The sequence below is a fragment of the Bradyrhizobium huanghuaihaiense genome, from assembly GCF_007830635.1.
Lineage (GTDB): Bacteria > Pseudomonadota > Alphaproteobacteria > Rhizobiales > Xanthobacteraceae > Bradyrhizobium > Bradyrhizobium huanghuaihaiense.
Window position 1 is genome coordinate 78,561 of the sequence record NZ_VLLA01000019.1, and the last position, 17,550, is coordinate 96,110.

At 59.2% G+C, this 17,550-nt stretch carries 15 protein-coding genes; 1 reads left to right on the forward strand and 14 read right to left on the reverse strand.

Features of this window, described 5'->3' with window-relative positions; all coding sequences use genetic code 11:
* Positions 1-21: 21 nt before the first annotated feature.
* Entirely contained in the window at positions 22-297 is a 276-nt protein-coding gene (locus IQ16_RS30770; protein WP_145831928.1) for an MbtH family protein, read from the reverse strand.
* A 171-nt stretch (positions 298-468) separates the two neighbouring features.
* On the opposite strand from IQ16_RS30770, the gene IQ16_RS30775 reads away from it, so the two are divergent.
* Positions 469-1,395 carry an aspartate/ornithine carbamoyltransferase family protein gene (locus IQ16_RS30775; RefSeq protein WP_145831929.1) on the forward strand — a complete coding sequence of 309 codons (927 nt, stop codon included), beginning with the start codon at positions 469-471 and terminating at the stop codon, positions 1,393-1,395.
* A 323-nt stretch (positions 1,396-1,718) separates the two neighbouring features.
* On the opposite strand, the gene IQ16_RS30780 is transcribed toward IQ16_RS30775, so the two are convergent.
* The 13 genes from IQ16_RS30780 to soxC form a co-directional block, all read right to left on the reverse strand.
* Positions 1,719-3,197, reverse strand: a complete 1,479-nt coding sequence (locus tag IQ16_RS30780; protein WP_020608030.1) for an MFS transporter — start codon at positions 3,195-3,197, stop codon at positions 1,719-1,721.
* 1 nt (position 3,198) lies between these two features.
* On the reverse strand, positions 3,199-4,359 hold the full coding sequence (locus tag IQ16_RS30785) for a phenylacetate--CoA ligase family protein (protein ID WP_018645992.1): 1,161 nt from the start codon (positions 4,357-4,359) through the stop codon (positions 3,199-3,201).
* Positions 4,356-5,357 carry an ATP-grasp domain-containing protein gene (locus tag IQ16_RS30790; protein WP_145831930.1) on the reverse strand — a complete coding sequence of 334 codons (1,002 nt, stop codon included), beginning with the start codon at positions 5,355-5,357 and terminating at the stop codon, positions 4,356-4,358. The genes IQ16_RS30785 and IQ16_RS30790 overlap by 4 nt, the downstream gene beginning before the upstream one ends.
* Complete coding sequence (locus tag IQ16_RS30795; protein ID WP_158646950.1) at positions 5,344-7,650, reverse strand: alpha/beta fold hydrolase; 2,307 nt, start codon at positions 7,648-7,650, stop codon at positions 5,344-5,346. The genes IQ16_RS30790 and IQ16_RS30795 overlap by 14 nt, the downstream gene beginning before the upstream one ends.
* Before the next feature lie 16 nt (positions 7,651-7,666).
* On the reverse strand, positions 7,667-8,377 hold the full coding sequence (locus IQ16_RS30800) for a class I SAM-dependent methyltransferase (protein WP_018645988.1): 711 nt from the start codon (positions 8,375-8,377) through the stop codon (positions 7,667-7,669).
* A 549-nt stretch (positions 8,378-8,926) separates the two neighbouring features.
* Positions 8,927-9,862 (reverse strand): LysR family transcriptional regulator, encoded by a 936-nt coding sequence (locus tag IQ16_RS30805; RefSeq protein WP_145831932.1) that lies wholly within the window; start codon positions 9,860-9,862, stop codon positions 8,927-8,929.
* 647 nt (positions 9,863-10,509) lie between these two features.
* Entirely contained in the window at positions 10,510-11,187 is a 678-nt protein-coding gene (locus IQ16_RS30810) for a cupin domain-containing protein (RefSeq protein WP_018645986.1), read from the reverse strand.
* The gene (locus IQ16_RS30815) at positions 11,174-12,214 is read right to left on the reverse strand and encodes an alcohol dehydrogenase catalytic domain-containing protein (RefSeq protein WP_018645985.1); all 1,041 of its coding nucleotides are present in this window, start codon (positions 12,212-12,214) and stop codon (positions 11,174-11,176) included. Before IQ16_RS30815 ends, IQ16_RS30810 begins: the two co-directional genes overlap by 14 nt.
* 10 nt (positions 12,215-12,224) lie before the next feature.
* Positions 12,225-13,535, reverse strand: a complete 1,311-nt coding sequence (locus tag IQ16_RS30820) for a tetratricopeptide repeat protein (protein ID WP_018645984.1) — start codon at positions 13,533-13,535, stop codon at positions 12,225-12,227.
* Positions 13,528-14,403: a glycine reductase gene (locus tag IQ16_RS30825; RefSeq protein ID WP_018645983.1), complete on the reverse strand. Its 876-nt coding sequence runs from the start codon at positions 14,401-14,403 to the stop codon at positions 13,528-13,530. Before IQ16_RS30825 ends, IQ16_RS30820 begins: the two co-directional genes overlap by 8 nt.
* Before the next feature lie 19 nt (positions 14,404-14,422).
* Positions 14,423-15,649: an MFS transporter gene (locus tag IQ16_RS30830; RefSeq protein WP_018645982.1), complete on the reverse strand. Its 1,227-nt coding sequence runs from the start codon at positions 15,647-15,649 to the stop codon at positions 14,423-14,425.
* Entirely contained in the window at positions 15,628-16,194 is a 567-nt protein-coding gene (locus tag IQ16_RS46685; RefSeq protein WP_020608029.1) for a c-type cytochrome, read from the reverse strand. Before IQ16_RS46685 ends, IQ16_RS30830 begins: the two co-directional genes overlap by 22 nt.
* Complete coding sequence (gene soxC / locus IQ16_RS30840) at positions 16,181-17,422, reverse strand: sulfite dehydrogenase (protein WP_018645980.1); 1,242 nt, start codon at positions 17,420-17,422, stop codon at positions 16,181-16,183. The genes IQ16_RS46685 and soxC overlap by 14 nt, the downstream gene beginning before the upstream one ends.
* Positions 17,423-17,550 lie beyond the last annotated feature (128 nt).

Here is a 17,550-nt window from a genome sequence, read left to right on the forward strand (position 1 = left end):
TCTCCTTTTCCGGTGTCAGCGCTATGTGCTGTTCGAATCGTGGGATTCAGCCAGCCGCAATCGAACGGTCAGCGGCCTGATATCCGTCCAATTGCTCGATATCCAAGACAAGCACTCTGCTTTGGATCCCTCGAAGCCTACAGATGTCCAGCCCGTCGGTATCTCCCGGTCCTGCGGCCAAATTGAATATTGCTCTTCCACGTTTCTGACGACCGCATAGAACCCATCAGCATCCATAGTCGCGCTCCAATTCCGTGAACGAGCTCGCGTCCCAATTGATGGAGAGGCACGAGCCATCGTTCAACACCCGAGGTTGCATTATCTTATAGGTTGTGTTTTTTTGATGATGGTAGTGTTTCGCGATTGTGAAGAGCAAGTTCATCGCTCTCGGAGAGAGAGGACCTGCGATTGTCGCGCTCGCGTTGCGAATTTTCTCTTCGGCGGTGGTCTTGCAAGGAGACGCGTGCTGTGTCGAACATTTTTGGAAAAGACATGCTACGAATGTCAGATCTGACGAGAAGCGACATCGATCGTATTCTTGGCCTTGCCTCCGGCATCAAACACAATCATGGCGCCGGCCGACTGTCGCTCACTGCCAAGGGCAAGTTTGTTGCTTTTGTTTTCTTCAGCCCAAGTACCCGTACGGAAATGAGCTTTAAGCGTGCCCTTGGCGCGCTCGGTGGCGAGGGCTTGAATTTTTCGGACGTAAATCCGTCTCCCGGCCAAAGGCGCCCCGTAGAACCAATTCGAGACCTCGCGCGCGTAATCGACGGTTATGCAGATCTCGTCGTCTTGCGCCATCCCTCCGCAAGCAGCGCCGCCGAATACGCGGAACACTCTTCTGCTCCCGTCGTGAGCGCCGGAACTGGTGTCGGTCATGATGCTGAGCATCCGACCCAAGCCTTGACGGATCTATTCACTATCCAGTCAAGATTGGGGCGCTTGGACGGTTTATGCGCGCTATTGCTAGGCGAGCTGGATCAACGCTCCGCAAGGTCTTTTGCCCTGGGTCTGTCTCGATACGACTCGCCGCACCTTATTCTTTGCCATCCTGGTGAGCATGGCTTGGGGAGAGACGATGTTCGCCTGATCGAAAGTCGAGGAGGGCGCATCGATGTACTCAAGGATTATCGAGATGCACTCCCGCGGGTCGACATTGTCTATCATGCTGGAATTGATCCAAACGTTGAATATGACAACTCGTATTCGCTCACTGCCCCGGACGTGACACTGATGCGGCCCAACGCTCTGATCCTTCATCCGCTCCCAAGAAGACGCAAGGAGATAGCATTCGACGTCGACAACGATAGACGGGCGATCTACTTCGAGCAGTCTGCAAATGGAGTTCCGGTGAGGATGGCAGTGTTGACCGAGATGTTGGCTCCGAACGAATAAGCCGCTCCACGCATCAATCGACAATTTCATCTGCCTTCGAGTTGTGCCCAGAATGCCGCGCGTGCGCCCCTCCCCATCCTGCTCCCGCTGTAAGAAGCCGTTGACCTTGACGCCATCAAAAGGCAAAGGCCCGCCAACTTGGCGCTGCTTCAAGTGCGAACCGCTCCGCCATTCCAGCTTGCGCTAGTCTCACCCTGCCCGGCTTGGCCGGCCGCGGGGCATCGCCGGCGCTGACCCAACTGAGGTCCGACAAAAATCCTCCGCCTTCGTGGCAATCTGGAGCGATATTGCGCGCCGACAAGGCAACCTTCAGGCCGTTCCTGTCACGTGCGTGCTTCGAGTTTCACCCGCTCGTCCGCTCCTCTGACCGTTCGGCAGACAATTGCGCCGGTTATCATCGCCGCTGCCGGCAACCACATCACATCAGGCAACGCGTGCGCCATCAGGGCGGCGTCCTTCTGAGCCTTGACGTCCAGGGATTGGCCGATGCGCCATTCGATCAAGAAGTTCGTCATCGTTACCGCGCCGACAAACCCAATTTGTCGAACGGTGTTGAGAATGCCTGACGCAGCCCCCGCAAGTTCTGAGGGCACACGACGCATTGCTGTTGCATTCGTCGGCGCAACCACGCACGCATTTCCGATTCCGACAAGCACCATCGGCGCGATGAAGTACCAGAACTTCTCCGGCACTTGGCCAAGACCAGCATCCGCAACGGAGACAGTGCCCCCTACGGCCAGGTTCATTGCCCATATGAGGAACATAACCCCAGCGGCCGATATCAGAAGTCCCGAAAAGACGACATTCCGGCCGGAATATCGATCTGTAAGCCCACCTGTATATCGGGCCAGCAGCATCGACATCAGCGAGGCGGGAACGATGGCGAGACCCGCATAGAAGGCAGAGTAATTCAATCCCGTCTGCAGGAAGATCGAAATGATCAACATCAAAGCAACAATGCTGATCGATGAGCATGCCATCACCAGGTTCATCGTCGCAAATCCTTCTGCCGAAAATAGGCCGAATGGAATGAGGGGGCTTTGATCTTGTCTACGCGACTGCTGCCTGAATAGAATCAGCGCAGCCACGGCAGCGGCCCCGCCGAAGGCCTGCATGACGACGCTCCAGCCCTGGCTTCGAATCTCCATGAAGATATAGGTGACGGAGAATAGAACGACAGAGATTAAGATGGCTCCCAGAATGTCGAGCGATGCTTTCTGCGCACTTTTTCCTACCGGAAGAAATTGCCAGCCCAAGGGCAGAACGAGCAGCCCAACCGGGACATTGATCAAGAAGATCCATCGCCAGCCGACCGTTGACACGACTAGCCCCCCCAAGAACGGCCCCGCTATTGCGGCAGCTCCCGCGACGGTACCCCAAGTTCCAAACGCGGCGCCTCGCTTCTCTGGAGGAAAGACCTGAACCAAAATTGCGAGCGTTTGCGGAAGCAGCATGGACGTTCCTACGCCTTGCAGCGCGCGGAACGAGATCATCTGGGCTGCTGTCCGTGAGGCGCCAACACCTGCGCTTGCCGCGGAAAACAATGCCACGCCCAAAAGAAACATATTTCGTGTTCCGACGATATCTCCGAGCCGCCCCATCGTAATCAAAAGGAACGAGACAACCAAAACGTACGAGTTGACCGCCCACAGCAGGCTATCCATGCCAACGTTGAGGTCCGCTGAGATCGCCGGTATCGCAACATTCATGACCGTCAGGTCGATGAACGTCATCAGGAAGCCAAGCGACAGAATAGCCAGCACGAAATTTGGTGCCGTATCACGGAGGGGCTTTCCGCTCATCTCAACACTGTCTCCATACTAGCGGCACCGTCTTTTGCGTCCTTGGATTCGACTGAAGCGAGTTGACCCGCTCGACATTGAGAGCGTTCTTGTAGGATCTGAGGATCGCCGGCATATGGTAGAAGCTCGAAATCACCTGCCTCATGACTTCGTGGCTATCCGCCGTGCCGACATAGGAGATTGTCAGAGAAGCGGCTGCTTTCGGGTTGTCTGCGTCCGGACTACATACCAGTTGAACCTCGCTCACACCCGGCGTACCAAGCGCCACATTGCGAAGCTCGTTCACACTGAACAAAATGCTCCTCAGACTGATCGAATCGTCTGAACGGCCGACGATCATGAACGCGTCTGCGCGGCCACACCTGCAGCGGACGGGTTTTAGCTCATCCCGAATGCGATATCGGACAATTGGCACGGTCCATCCCGCCCCGACACGAGAGAGTAACGCGCCTTCATCGTCGATCTCGATGATCTGGTCTTTCATCAAATGAAAGGTATAGGGATCGCATTTCGGGTTGTTCGTACCAATCACGTATGTCTCGACTGACCCGTAGTTCCCCCAGAACTTCGCCTGGGGAAACTGGCTCTCGACGAACTCACGCTTGCCATCGACCCATGGCTCGGCCATCCAGATAATCTTCTCTATCGGCAAACTGCGGCCCGCCATCTGGACGCCCAGGGCAAACTCGTACAATCCGGTCGGCGTGCCGGCGAGGGCATTGAGCTTTACATGGTCGAATATGCTCATCCAGTTGGAGACATCTTCAATCGCATACGGTCCGGCCGGCGCAATGATGGCCTGGCTAGCCGATGCCAGCTCTTGCATATAGTAGTGCGATCCCCAGAGCCGGCCGGGATTGAACAGATTGAGCAAGACGTCGGCGGGACCAAGCGGCTTCCACTCGGCCAGCAAACGCCCGCAAGCTTGATCGAAGGTGTTGACTGTCAGCTTCGGCTTCCCCGTCGTACCGCCGCTCGACATCAGGATTCCACCGCGGCCCTTTGCCAAGGTCCGGGTAATCGAATAAATCGTCGATGCATCGCAAACAGGCAGATCGCCGAGAGAGTTGGCCATCCCGGAAACAGGCAGACCGCCGTGCGTCTGCAAGGATTTTGCGTGGGCCACGATCTCGCTATGGTCCAAGGTTCCGATCACACTCATTGATTCAACTCCGCGCAATGGGCCGAATGCCCGTCGACGAAGGCTTGAAACCGCTTTGTAGCGGCCTCGACTTTCATTGCGTCCGTCAACTCGTCGGCCTTATCGAATACGAGAGCTCCGTCCGGTTCGATCTCAGAAAACCAGAACCTCTCGCCATCGTGCAAGAAATCCATCGCCATATAGGGCATCGGCAAGCGTGAGGCGATATAGTCAATGGAGCCGCGAAGCTCCGACGGCAGGGTCTTGGTATACTCCGCCGTACCGCCGGTCGCGAGATTGGCCGTCAACGAATCCTTGCGGGGGGAACGCTTCATTATGAGAACGGGCTCTCCGTTAACAACGTACACGCGATAGTCCGATGCGCCGCTCAAGAACGGTTGGACGACCACGGCCGTGTCAGCCCCGCGAGCGAGCCCTACCAATCCATGCAGCTCTTCGGGATTATGCGCGATGCAGACGCCAATACCCATTGCCCAATAGGACGGCTTCACCAAGGCGGGATATTTCACATTGGCCACAGCGACTGCATAATCCTTCGTGAATACGTCACGGCCGGCGGCAATGCGGGACGTCGGCAAATGCCGTACCGGGCATTCCCTGAGGTGCAGATAGGTCGCCATTTTGTCTACTGTGATATTGGCGAACTTCAGCGGGATCGGCAGAAAGAAGCCGAGCGTTTCCAGCGCAGAATACAAAAACAGCTGATTGCAGGTATCGACTACCTGATGTGGCATCGTCCACATGGAAGTTACAAAGATGGTGTCGCGGGGTGTAACCCGCGCGTCATTGACGAAGCATACCGACCGTTCATGATCGAACTCGATATGGATATCGTCCGGCTTTACGAGCCCGAACCTGTAACCCATCGATTCCAATACCTTCCGATACGGCGCCCACACGCGCCGCTCCTCGAACTCCCGCTGCCGAGCAGTGTTTCTTTCTGGATAAACCCAGAACACGTTCTTCAACGAGGTCGCCTCTTTCTTAGTGCTCATCATTTTGATCACCGCAGGTTGACTTCAGAAATGCCTTCACTGTGTTCGAGAACATCACGGGCTCGTCGATAAACGGAAGGTGTCCTCCAGTTTTCAGTTGAAGAAGCGCTTTGACATCCCAGTTCTCATTCAGCCAAGAGCCGACGTTTGTGGGGTAAACGGCGCTTTGGGAACCATGCACCAGCATCACATTCCTGGTTGCTCCTTGCAGACCCGGTCGCCAGTCTTGGCTGAGCGCATCAGCAAGGAGGGCGGCCATCGCCCTTGGGTCGCAGGCCGCGGAGCTTCGAACGATACGGCCCTTAAGCGCCTTATCAATTCTTGTCGCCTCGAGAAGAGAAGCGGCGATAATCTGCCGGGAGAACTCACCTGAATCCGTCGCGAGACCAGCCAGAATCTGTTGTGCGCCTTCCCTCGTTAACGTTCCGAACGCAGCATGCCCCCATCCATCGTCAGCAAGCAGGAAAGGCGTTTGCTCGATGGAGACCAGCGCCGATATTTGGTTCGCATGGCGGCCAGTTGCCAGAGCGTAAGCGACGGTCGCACCGAGGGACACTCCCATCACCGCAAACTTCTCTATTCCTCTTTCCGCGAGCAGGCTGTAGATGCCCTCGCAGAACCGGTCGATGATCCCTGGTCGAGCCGTCACTTCGGGCGGGAGGCTTTGGTTTTGGCCATGTCCGGGAAGATCAATCAGCAAAAGGCGATATTCGTCCTGAATGAGATCGATCAGCGGCTCGAAGATCGCATCGGTCAGGCACAGACCTGGGAGGATCACCAGCGGAAATCCCCTGCCCAGTTCGCGGCAATTCAATCTCATATTGACGGGTGTCGCCAATTTTTGCCGCAGAACGGCTTTGTCCGGCTTTCCGACTTCCGTGTACGGAAAGGGGTGCAGGAATACGATCGACGGCTTCAGACCGAGCGGCTCAGTTGCGGCCGTTATACGCCGTTGAAGGCGTTCTTCTTCTACGGGCGTGCCCGGAGGCTGATCCACGAATACCGTTACGGACTCGCTCGATCGCGGATCGACCACCGTTGCGAAATTCTGCAAGCGCAGTTCGGCTTGAATTCGCCGATCCACCATGGACGTCGTCGTTATTCTTCCACCGACATTGAGCAGTTCTTTCGTACGGCCCACGATCCGGTATGTTTTCGGCGAAACCATCTCGGCAACATCGCCGGTCCCGTACTCCTCGCCGCGGAACGCTGCTGCATGCTCATCGGCGTCGCCTAGATAGCCCTCGCTGGTGCAATCCGAGATAAGGATCAAGTGCCCGAGGTTTCCCGCGGTCCCTTGCGGCAACGGCTCGAGTCTTGCTCCGACGCCGTTGACCAGCACCAGATCGCCGGCGCTCTCTTCGGAAATCATCGCCAGCCCAAATTCAGTAGATCCGTAGATCTGACGTAGCCTGAAGCCCAGCCCGTCAGCGACGTCTGCCGCGGTTTCGGGACTTACATAGGTCCCCCCGCACATCGCCAGGCGTAGTGTTCCGGGCAGCCTCGTTCCATTCGCTCGATAGTGCCGCAACCAATCCCGATAATGTTCTGGTAGCGCGCTCATCACGGTCGGCCGCCAGTCGGCTATAGTCTCCCAAAGGGCCGCGTCCCCGGCATGGACGTCATCCAGAATGCAGGTCGCCCCGGAGAGCAATGCCGAGAACAGATGAAGATCGGTAGCGTGCGCTACATCGAGCGTGTGCTTGCAGAAGTAGCGGTCCGAACCGCGCAGGCCGACATGGTTCTGCCAGCGCAACCGCTCCTTAAGGAGCTTTCCCTGAGTCCATCCTATAAGCTTGGAGCCGCCAGTCGACCCCGACGACCACAGCTTTCGAAAGACATGCTCTGCATCAGGACGCGGCGGAGAGCCGCGATCTGAGGTCGGTTCGATAAGAGCACGAATTTCGACCGCCGGCCGACCGAACGATGAATAGCTCCGGACACCATCATGGACGACGAGGACGGGCTGCGCCATTTGGAAGGCCCGCCTGCGAGCCTCCAGGTCAAAATTGTTGAGGATCGGAACGTAGGACGCGCCAAGACGGCAGACAGCAAGTATCAAGCTGGCATATGAGATCGACGTCTTGCAATAGACCGCAACGCAATGGCCCGCGCCTACCCCCAAGGCGTGGAGGCCGCGTGCCTGCATCTCGGCGCGCTCTATCAGGGATCCGAAAGTGCACGTTTCCCCTGACAACGCCTCGATCGCCACTCCATTAGCGTTCTCCCTCGCAATCTGTGAGATAGCGTCGAAAATGGGAATAGAGCTAGCGATGCTTTGACGCGTCTTGTCCATGGGTCCGCTTCTCTGCCTATCGCTTCCAAGCGGCATACGTCGCAAATCGACAATCCTTGGCGAGACATTCGACCTCGGAAAAGCCGGCGGAACGCAGCCAGTCCAACTGCGTGAGAAGGTCGGCGGGGATATCCAACTTCATGCGTTCCCGGCCCCTCGCCCACTCCTCCGGAGGCGTCTCCATGTCGTGCACGTGCCTCTCGTGTTGCCTGTCGTAAAACTGCTCAATTGCAGAACTGGAGCCGGCCAACTGTTCGACATTGACGAACAGGCCGTTCGGAGTGAGGCACTCGAAGATCTTGCAGAACAACGCACGTTTGTCGGCATGCGTCAGATGATGAATAGCAAGGGCCGACACAACGACGTCGTAGCGTCCTTCCGGCAAAGACTTGCTGAAATCGCCATGCAGATAGCTGCACTTGGCCCCGTCCCCCATGCGATGGACTGCCTTGCTCAGCATTTCCGGCGACGCATCAAGCAAGGTGAAGACCGCGCGCGGCAGTCTTGCGCGTATCAAGCCACTGAACAGACCCGTACCTGCCCCGATATCCAAGATCCGTGCATCTTGTCTGCAAACCGCACCGACAAAGTCCGCACCCGTTGCATAAAGCAGGTCGAACGACGGAATTAGCTGCCGTCGGAGCGAATCAAATCTTTCCGAATCCCAAAAATCTCTTGGGATGTTGTAGCTGCTCATTTCGGTAAGTACCGCAGGTTCGGACGTCATGATCTACTTGTCCTTCCATCAAAACGCAGGCCACGCTGGCCAGCGCGCGTCACCGGGAGTCGAATTATCCCTAGTGAAAACGACCCATCTCGCCAAGATTCAATTTTCGCTCATTGGTTGTGCAGAAATATTTGTTGCGGGACGAACCGTGCGCACCATTTTGCGACTTCTGTCGTCCGTTCGCGTAGCGCGCGCGTGGGCACGCCCCCCGGCTGCAACGCCGAGAACAATCCAGCCGCGCCGTTCAAGAGACTCGAGGTTGTCGCACTTGACTCACACCGCAGCGTGCGGAGCCGAAGACCGGACAGGGCTTATGCGACGTGCCAGACCCACACCAACAGGTGGTGAGTTGGAGGACCAGCCGCAGCCAGGTGCACGAACTGCTGCGCTTTAGCGGCCCCAATCGAGCGATCGAACGAACGAGTGCTGCGGACTATCGTTGTTCGCCGGCTCGCGCATGTCCCGACTTGGCGGCGCTCCGGGGTTAAAACCCGCCACCGACCTCTCTCAATCTGCCGCTCGACACCGTCATGCGCCGGCGCCTGTCAATCACAATGGAAGCAGCTTGACGGGACCATCAGGACCATCACCGGTGATTGATGCGGGCGCGTGTTTAATCGGAACCAGTTCGCCTATTGCGCGACTGATCGCATCAGCGACGATGCGTATGCGAGGAACATCGGAATTGTTTCGATGTATCGTCAAATACGCCACGGCATCAGGAGGCGAGCTGACTTCATCGAGCCTAACAAGCTCCGGATAGAGATCCGCGTGAAACCGGGGGAAGCAAGACAATCCACCATGATTTAGGGTGCAGGAAAACTGCGCCTCATAGTTATTAGTCCGGAGCAAGATTCTTGATGAGGGAAAGAGGTCGCTGAACCAGCGAGCATGCCGGAATATGTCTCTACCGTCTTGCTCCAATAGGACATATGCAAACGGCACGTCCTTAGAACTACGGAAGAATTCGGCGTATGATGAACTCGCGTATAGCCCGAAGGCTACGCTGCTTAGACGCCGCACCGCCAGTTCCTTCTGATCTGGCCGAACCATCCTAACGTCAATGTCGATTTCCCGACGCATCAGATCGTGAACGCGTGCGTCATTCCTTAGATGCACGGTGATCGCGGGATGCTTCTTGTGCAGGACGGCGATACAGGGCGCAACGATACGACTGGCGATCGGTTCGGCGCAGGAGATTCGAACGACACCATCGACCTTTCGAGTCCGACTGTCTGCTATCTGAACGATCGCCTCTATGGAGCGTTCAAGCCGCTCGATCTCGCTCAGAATGTCCTCGGCAACCGAGGTCCTAATGTATCCATCGGGAGTCTTGTCCATCAGTCTAACGCCAAGCGTGCTTTCAAGTCGCGAAAGACGGCGTCCCACCGTGGATTGTGTAACCCGGAGCTGATTGGCAGCGGCCGACAACGTCCCAGTTCGCTCAACCGAAAGCAGAAAACGAAGATCATCCCAGACGACCACTACCGATGCTCCCCAGGCTTACGTTCCTAGACTTCTATCTAACTAGAAAGAAGCAAATTGCAACCTTTGATAGTGACAAACCAGTGACAACAATATGGTCTCTACCGATGATTGTGTTGCTGAATGCAGCAACAGTTAAAGGAGGAACAATATCACGCCATAATTTGACTTGGTCCGACGAACTTGAGGGGCAGTAGACCGAGCTGGGCCTCGACGCCGACCCGCTGCGGCTCTGAGCCGTCCGGGTAGCCCGACCTTGACGCGAGCCAGCGGCGAAGCGTGCGAGATGCTCCGGCCGCCGAATGGAATCGGGCCCCCGCGGTTGCCGATACAGCGTTTTGAATGACGTCGCAGACATGGGGCGTGCGGCGTCATGCTTGCACTTCGGCAACTCTACGATGGTGAAGAAGAGGCCAAAGTGCGATCGAGCATGGGGCGCTGGCTGGAAGTCTGTTGAGGCAAGGCAATGAGCAACAAGGCTCGGCGTTTCCAGTGCGGAAATGATTGAAAGTCCGCTTGCTCCAGTCGAGTTGCATCGCCCAGAGAGATTCGAATTCCTGCGCCATGAATCGGCTGCCTGCTCTTCTTGGCCGAGTGCACGCGAGAGTGGCTTTCCGTCGCGACGAGCAGATTTCCGCGCTTCGACCTCATGGCAGTCGGCTTACGTCCGAATGAAGAAGGGGCGCGTCCCTCAACCAGACCTTCGCGCCGTCCGTACCGGTGGTAGCGCTCAGCGGCTGTCCGGCCGGCAAGCGGGCCCAGCTTTGCGCGATCAGGGTCTGATCGCCGATCGACAAGCTCCCCGCGAGAACCAGCATTTCGAGGCCGCGTGCGTTCTCGACGGTGACGGGACTGCCGGGCGCCCAGCTCTCAAAGCGTACGTTTTCGAATCCGTCGTCGAACAGTTCGATCGCGCTCGCCGCCTCCGATCTCGGCTCGATCCGACGACCTTCCGCTGGCCGTCGCACGATCTGGTCACGATCGGCATCCCGGAATTGCCAAAGCCGGACGAAGATCGTGCAGCCGTCCTTCGATGCGGGAACGTGCGAAGTCCCTGGAGGGTTGCGGAAGTAGCTGCCCGCCGGGTAGTCGCCGTGCTCGTCCTGAAAGACGCCGTCGAGAACAACGATCTCCTCACCGCCACCATGCGTATGGCGGGGGAACACGCTGCGCGGTGCATAGCGCACGATCGACGTCGCGCGCGCCACCTCGTCGCCAATGCGGAACAGCATGCGTCGGTCGACACCGGCCGCGGGACTTGGTGTCCACGGCAGTTGCCCGGCGTGGACGATCACCGGAACCGTCAAATCGTCATTGATGCGCATGGCTCTTCTCCGTCATGGTCAATACCATTCTGAACTTGGCCTGCCCCGACCGCATCCGTGCGACCGCCTCGGCGGCTCTCTCCAGCGGCATGGTCTCGATGCACGGACGCACGCCCGCGAGCACGCTGAAATCCAGCGTCCTTTCATTCTGGAAGGGTGTGCCTGTCATCGAACCCAGCACGCCGCGCTCACCGCGGACGAGGTGTCCCGCCGAGACCGGCAGAGGGTCTTTTGCCACGCCGAGCAGCACCAGCCTTCCCTGCGGGGCGAGAGCAGCCATCAGCGCGGCGACGGCCTGAACGTCGCCGATCGTGGTGACGATCGCGCTGGCACCGCCCAAGCCCTGCAGACGGGTGGCCGCATCTTCCTTGCTCGCATCTATGTAGATATGCGCCCCTAAACGAAGCGCATCATCTGCGATGTCCGCGCCGCGTTCGACGGCCACGACCCTGAAACCCATCTTCCTTGCGTATTGAACCGCGAGATGTCCGAGCCCTCCGATCCCCTGCACGACCACCGTGTCGCCGGCTTCCGCGCCCGATTTCTTGAGCGCGTTGAACGTCGCCATGCCGGCGCAGAGCAGCGGTGCAGCCTCTTCGGAACTCAGTTCGTCGGGCACCGAGACGAGCCCGGTCGCGCGGGCGATCATCATCTCCGCGTAGCCGCCGTCGCACGACGATCCGACGACCGGCTGATTGGTGCAGAGCTGAAATTCACCCCGACGGCACTGGACGCATTCGTTGCAATGACCGCCGAGCCTTCCGACCCCGACCCTCTGACCGACCTTCCAGATCGAAGGCGTTCCGGCGCCGAGGGCCGCGATGCGACCCACCACCTCATGACCAGGGACGCGCGGCGGTCGCATCGCCGGATCCGCGCGGTCGATGTCGGCAGCGTCCGCACCGCATATTCCGCAGGCTTCAACCGAGATCAGCACCTCTCCCGCCCGTGGCGATGGCGTTTCGCGTTCTGCAATGTCGAGCGTGCCGGATTTCGCGACCTGCGCGACGCGATAGGATCGCTTCATGTGTTGACCTCTAGATGCCGGCGAGCGGAAGACCGCGCGCCGCGTTCCGAGGTCGTCGAGATGCAATCAGCTGTCGCGCTTCGTCGGCGCGACCACTGCGCAGCAGGGCGCAAGCGACGGAATATTCCAGGAGGTCGCGCTGGGCGCGACTGCCTCCGACCCTTTCATGCGTTTGCAGGATGGGCTTCAGTTCATCGACGACCCGCGTCCAGTCGCCTCTCGCAAAACCGTCGAAGCCGCGAGCGATCGGTGCCAGAATATCCGCGGCGGGTCCCTTTGGGTTCTCGATGATCCTCGCCAGAGCCTCCTCGTCACCAGCCATCGCAAAGGCAAGCGCACTATGCATATCGGCAAAGATGATCCCCGAATTGGGAAACCACTTCGCCGCATACCGGCTGATCTCGCTCCACAGTTCCGGAGATCGCGGCTCGCCCGCCAGCTCGGCGCGTGCAAGGAACGAAGCGCAGTCGGTGAGGACATTGATCTGCGGGCCCCATGAACCGCCCGGATGCAGCGCTTCCCGATAGATCTTCCAGGCTTGATCCCGCCGGCCGGTCTCCAGGGACCAGAGGGCAAGATGCCAGCTTATGTGGCAGTGCAATTGTCCCTCGCGTGGATAGGCAGCATTCCATCGGCCGAGATAGGCAAGGCCTTCTTCACGCTCGCCCTTCTCATAGAACAGGTGGGCGTTGATGTGGGCAGCGTGGGCGTTGCGAGGAAACCCGCGAAGTGCGGCCTCGATATTCCTGTAACCACTGTCGAGCCTGTGCAGCTCGATTTCGGCAAACGCGAGCACGGTTCGAAACCACCAGTCGTCGCCGTAGTGGGTCGCAAGGGGTTCCAGCAACGCCAGTTGCTCGACCTCGCGCCCGGACTCTCCGGAGAAGCCGATCAAACCGAAAACACCGGTGGCCGGGGCCAGCACCATCGCGTCACGCGGCCAATCCTTGATGTGCCCGGCGATCATCGAAACAGCCTCAGCGCCTCGACCGCCCAGGATCGTGGCGAAGATCGCAACATGGCTTTGTTCGCGCGCTGTCGTCGCCGGGGCGAGCGCCAATGCGCGTTCGAGCGGTGCTTTTGCTTCGTTGCCCCGGCCAAGCACTTGCAAGGTTCGCGCAAGCGCGATGTGTGCCAGGGCAAAGCCTTCGTCGGCAGCGATCGCGTCGCGGAACGCCTCGTCAATCCCGGTGCCGGCCGAGAGCAGCTTGTCGACGCCGACCACATAAGCGTCGCGGGCGGCGGAAGAGCTTGTGCTCAATCTGTTGCCATACCGGTCTTCAAGAGCGCTCGCACTATTGCTCATCGCGTTCTCAGCCATTTTGACGACGCTCCTCGACAACCTGCTTGGCCCTTGCCTGCCGCAGGCGACGCTCATGACCCAGCTGGAGCAGGCGCTCGCGATTCTCCGGAGTTACCCTTCCATATCGGGGCCGCCACTCGGAACCCTCTTCCTTCCACGCAAACGGCGCATTCACGGTCGTTCGCGGCGTCTTCGCCGTATCAAAAAGGGTGAGCGCCTGGCGCAGGATGTCACGCTGCATGTCGGGTCGCCAGGGATGACCGCACGGATTGCCCAGAGGAAAATCCGTGAAGTAGAACCGTGGGACGCCGCAGTGCTCCACAACATCCAGCGCCGAGCCGATGATGACGGTCGGAATACCGTTCGCTTCGAGATGCCGGGCCACCAGGCTTACGGTCTGATGACAGACAGGGCAAAGCGGACAAAGGATCGCAGCATCCGCCCCATCTTCCTGAACGCGCGCCAGGATTTCAGGCGCATCCTCGGTGTTCGTTTTCCGTTGGCTGTATTCTGTCGGCACACCGTGAAAGTGCCGGGTCAGACCGACAAGGGCGCCTTCGCCGACCAATCCGAAAGCGGCTTCTATCGGCAGGAAGCTGCCGGGGTCATTGGTGTGGGTCGACTCCTTGTCCCACGCAACGTTGTCGGTAAACAGCTTCTTGGGGGGCGGCGAAACCAAACCTGACCACACCCGCTTCACGCCATCAAAATCCGGCGGACTGGCCGTGGTAATCAGTGCGATACGCAGGTCCGATGACGATTTAGCAGGCGTGGTGAAAGGGACGTCATCGAAGCTCGCCCAGACATAATCGCTGTCGTAGCCGAGGGCACGGTAATAGTGGCGGGTTCGCTCCATATATTGAACGGGGATTTCCGCTACGGTCATGTGGATTCTCCTCGAGACGCTAACTTCGTGGTGCGGCGGGCCAAAATGAAAAGCCAATGAGTGCCAACAGCGCGGCGAGCAGTGGTGCGAACGACAGCATCAGGACGGTGGACCAGCCGAAGGACGACAGCAGCCCGCCCGAAAGGAAGGAGCCGAACGTCATCGTGCCGAAGACAACGAAGTCGTTGAGCGACTGAACGCGCGCCTTTTCCTCGGGACGATGACACTCCAGAACCATGGCCGAGGCGCCGATGAAGCCGAAGTTCCAGCCGATCCCGAGCAAGCTCAGCGTCGCCCAGAAATGCGCGACGTCGATTCCGAGCAGGCCAACGGACGAAGAGGCCGCGATAAGCGCCAGCCCGACCGCCACGATAACGGATGCACCGAAGCGCGTGATCAGGCGCCCCGTCCAAAAGCTGGGAGCATACATCGCGATGACATGCCACTGCAGCCCAAGATTGGCTGACTCCTGGGGCAGTCCGCATAACTTCATCGCCAGAGGGGCTGCCGTCATGAGGAAGTTCATGAGAAGATAGGAGACGACCCCGCAGATCACCGCCAGGATGAAACGCGGCTGTCGCGCGATGATGACCAGCGGCCTTCCGGCGCTCGAATGAGCCGCAGTGAGCGGAGGAAGCTCAACCCCCGCCAGAATGACTGCGGAGAGAGCGGCAACTGCCGCCTGGCCGACAAACGTCGCAGCAAAGAGATAAGGCGCCCACAGGTTCATGGTGTGTGTCACGAGCTGTGGGCCGATCACACCGGCGAACACGCCGCCAGCCATCACGGCAGAGAGAGCACGCGGACGCCGTGCGGCCGCTACGCAATCCGCAGCCGCAAAGCGAAACGAGAGCACAACTGCCGCATAGACGCCCCCGAAGAAGGTGCCCGCACAAAATAGCCAGAACGACGAGCAGACTATCGCGAGGAGTGCAATCAAGCCCGCGAGGACGCCACTGCCTGCACCGAGCAGGAATGTCGTGCGTCGGCCATACCGCTCGGCGACGGCGCCCGCCGGCAGCGTGCACAGCGCCATGCCGACGACAAAAACTGAAACCGGAAGCGTCGCAAGCGCCGTGGTGGGCGCCAGCATGTCGCCAACCACGGCGCCGGTTGCGTAGACGACGGTGGAATTGGCGCCCGCCAAGGCCTGGGCGACGGCGAGCCTTATGACATTGCCGCGCTCTCGGCGAACACTTGCCGACGCATCCGGCGCAAATCCGGCTATTTGCAATCCGTCTTGCATTTCATGTTCTCTGCGTCGGGCCGTCCGTCCGGAATGAACCCTTCTGCGTTGGGCATTTTCACCTTCATCAAGTCCTGCGCGGTCATGACCGTGTCGCGCGGGACGATATCGTTGAGGTAAAGGACGTACGCCACGACCGAATAGACCTCGTCTGCCGTGAGCGTTTGCGGCGCGGGAAACGGCATCGCGCGATGAACATAGTCGAAGAGAGTCGTCGCATGGGGCCAGTAGCTGCCAACCGTCTGTACGGGTTTGGGCGTGGCAAGCGTGCCCTTGCCCCCGACAAGCCGGTCGAATCCCTTCGCCGGATCTTGTCCCTTCTCGCCATGACAGGCGGCGCATTGCTCGGCATAGATCTTCTCGCCTTGCTCGACGCTGCCTTTCCCGGGCGGCAACCCTGCGCCGTCCGGCCTCACGTCGATGTCCCACCCGCGGATCTGTTCCGGGGTAGCCGGCGTTCCGAGGCCAAGCCGCGCTTGCTGCGCGACTGCCGACCCGGCGAAGAAGAACAGGGCAAGAGCAGCCGAGGCGCTAAGCGCTCGCATTGGTGAGGCCTCCATCGACAGCGACCTTCCAGCCCTGAATTGCGTTGAAGTGGTACCGGGGATTTATTCCCCGCGCGGCGATCAAGCTCGAGCGGGTGGGCTGCATCCAACCCTTGTCGTCGTAGGCTCTACTCTGAATTTCCAGAGGCTGGCCCTGCCAGTTGAATGGCAGCCGGAAGCGGGTCAGACATTTGTCGAGGACAGGCTCCTGGAGCGAAGCCCGATGCCATGTGGCACCGCCGTCGACCGAAACGTCGACGCGCGTGACATGGCCGCGTCCCGACCAGGCAATTCCCGAGATTTCGTAAAACCCTGGAGCCTTGAAGCTGCGGTCCGCGTTCGGAAAGGTCACGACCGACTTGACGTCCATCTCGAACGCGAATTGATACGCCTTGCCGTTTGCGAGCAGGTTGGTGTAACGCGAAGTCTCTTCTCGCGTGTGCCATGGACGATCGCCGACCTTCAGGCGACGCAGCCATTTCACCGACATGTTTCCCTCGAAGCCGGGAAGGAACAGCCGAACGGGATAGCCTTGCTCCGGCCGGAGCATCTCTCCGTTCTGGGCGTAGACGATCAGCGCATCGTCGAGCGCTTTTTCGATCGGCACACTGCGGGTCATGGCGGCCGCATCGGCGCCTTCGGCCAGGACCCATTTGGCATCCGGTTTCAGTCCGACCTCGCCCAAGATTGTCGAAAGGGGCACGCCGGTCCATTCGCAACAGGACAGCAGCCCGTGTGTGCGCTGAACCGAATGATAGCCGGACTTCTTCCATTCAGTGGAGCTGTTCCCGGAGCATTCCAGGAAGTGAATGCGGGTGACCGCAGGAAAGCGCAGGAGATCGTCCATCGTCAGGATCAATGGCCGCTCCACCAAGCCGTGGATCAGCAGGCGATGCTGATCGGGCGCGATCTCGGGCACCCCGGCATGATGACGCTCGAACACCAGCCCATTCGGGGTGATGATGCCGTGAAGGTTCTGCAACGGCGTGACGCTGAAGGCCTCGGTGTCGGTGGCGCGAGGCTCGCGAATGCGTCGAACAACATCCTTCTCGAATTTCGACGGCAGTCCGTAGGCTGGCGACAGGACTGGCCTGCCCTGCTCATGCATCGATCCCGGAACATCCAGCGGGACATTGCCAGCTTGCGCTTCGACGGATGTCGTGGAGGACAAGCCGCCGATGGCGAGAGCCGCTCCCGACGCCAGAATTTGTCGTCGACTGACGCTCATAGCTCCTCCCCCTTTGTCATTGCGGTGGCGCGGCCAAGTGATGCCGACCAACGTCAGCCGAACCGGCGCGGCGTCAATTGCCGCAGCCTAGGAAAAGAGCGCTAGTCTTTCCCTCGACAAAATGCCAA

Bases quoted from the DNA above. Each gene is read 5' to 3' on its own strand.
- IQ16_RS30820 (WP_018645984.1), bottom strand. From the start codon at position 13,535: ATGGCTGAGAACGCGATGAGCAATAGTGCGAGCGCTCTTGAAGACCGG.
- IQ16_RS30770 (WP_145831928.1), bottom strand. From the start codon at position 297: ATGGCTCGTGCCTCTCCATCAATTGGGACGCGAGCTCGTTCACGGAAT.
- IQ16_RS30790 (WP_145831930.1), bottom strand. From the start codon at position 5,357: ATGATGAGCACTAAGAAAGAGGCGACCTCGTTGAAGAACGTGTTCTGG.
- IQ16_RS30825 (WP_018645983.1), bottom strand. From the start codon at position 14,403: ATGACCGTAGCGGAAATCCCCGTTCAATATATGGAGCGAACCCGCCAC.
- soxC (WP_018645980.1), bottom strand. From the start codon at position 17,422: ATGAGCGTCAGTCGACGACAAATTCTGGCGTCGGGAGCGGCTCTCGCC.
- IQ16_RS46685 (WP_020608029.1), bottom strand. From the start codon at position 16,194: ATGCGAGCGCTTAGCGCCTCGGCTGCTCTTGCCCTGTTCTTCTTCGCC.
- IQ16_RS30780 (WP_020608030.1), bottom strand. From the start codon at position 3,197: ATGAGCGGAAAGCCCCTCCGTGATACGGCACCAAATTTCGTGCTGGCT.
- IQ16_RS30800 (WP_018645988.1), bottom strand. From the start codon at position 8,377: ATGACGTCCGAACCTGCGGTACTTACCGAAATGAGCAGCTACAACATC.
- IQ16_RS30815 (WP_018645985.1), bottom strand. From the start codon at position 12,214: ATGAAGCGATCCTATCGCGTCGCGCAGGTCGCGAAATCCGGCACGCTC.
- IQ16_RS30830 (WP_018645982.1), bottom strand. From the start codon at position 15,649: ATGCAAGACGGATTGCAAATAGCCGGATTTGCGCCGGATGCGTCGGCA.
- IQ16_RS30785 (WP_018645992.1), bottom strand. From the start codon at position 4,359: ATGAGTGTGATCGGAACCTTGGACCATAGCGAGATCGTGGCCCACGCA.
- IQ16_RS30795 (WP_158646950.1), bottom strand. From the start codon at position 7,650: ATGGACAAGACGCGTCAAAGCATCGCTAGCTCTATTCCCATTTTCGAC.
- IQ16_RS30810 (WP_018645986.1), bottom strand. From the start codon at position 11,187: ATGCGCATCAATGACGATTTGACGGTTCCGGTGATCGTCCACGCCGGG.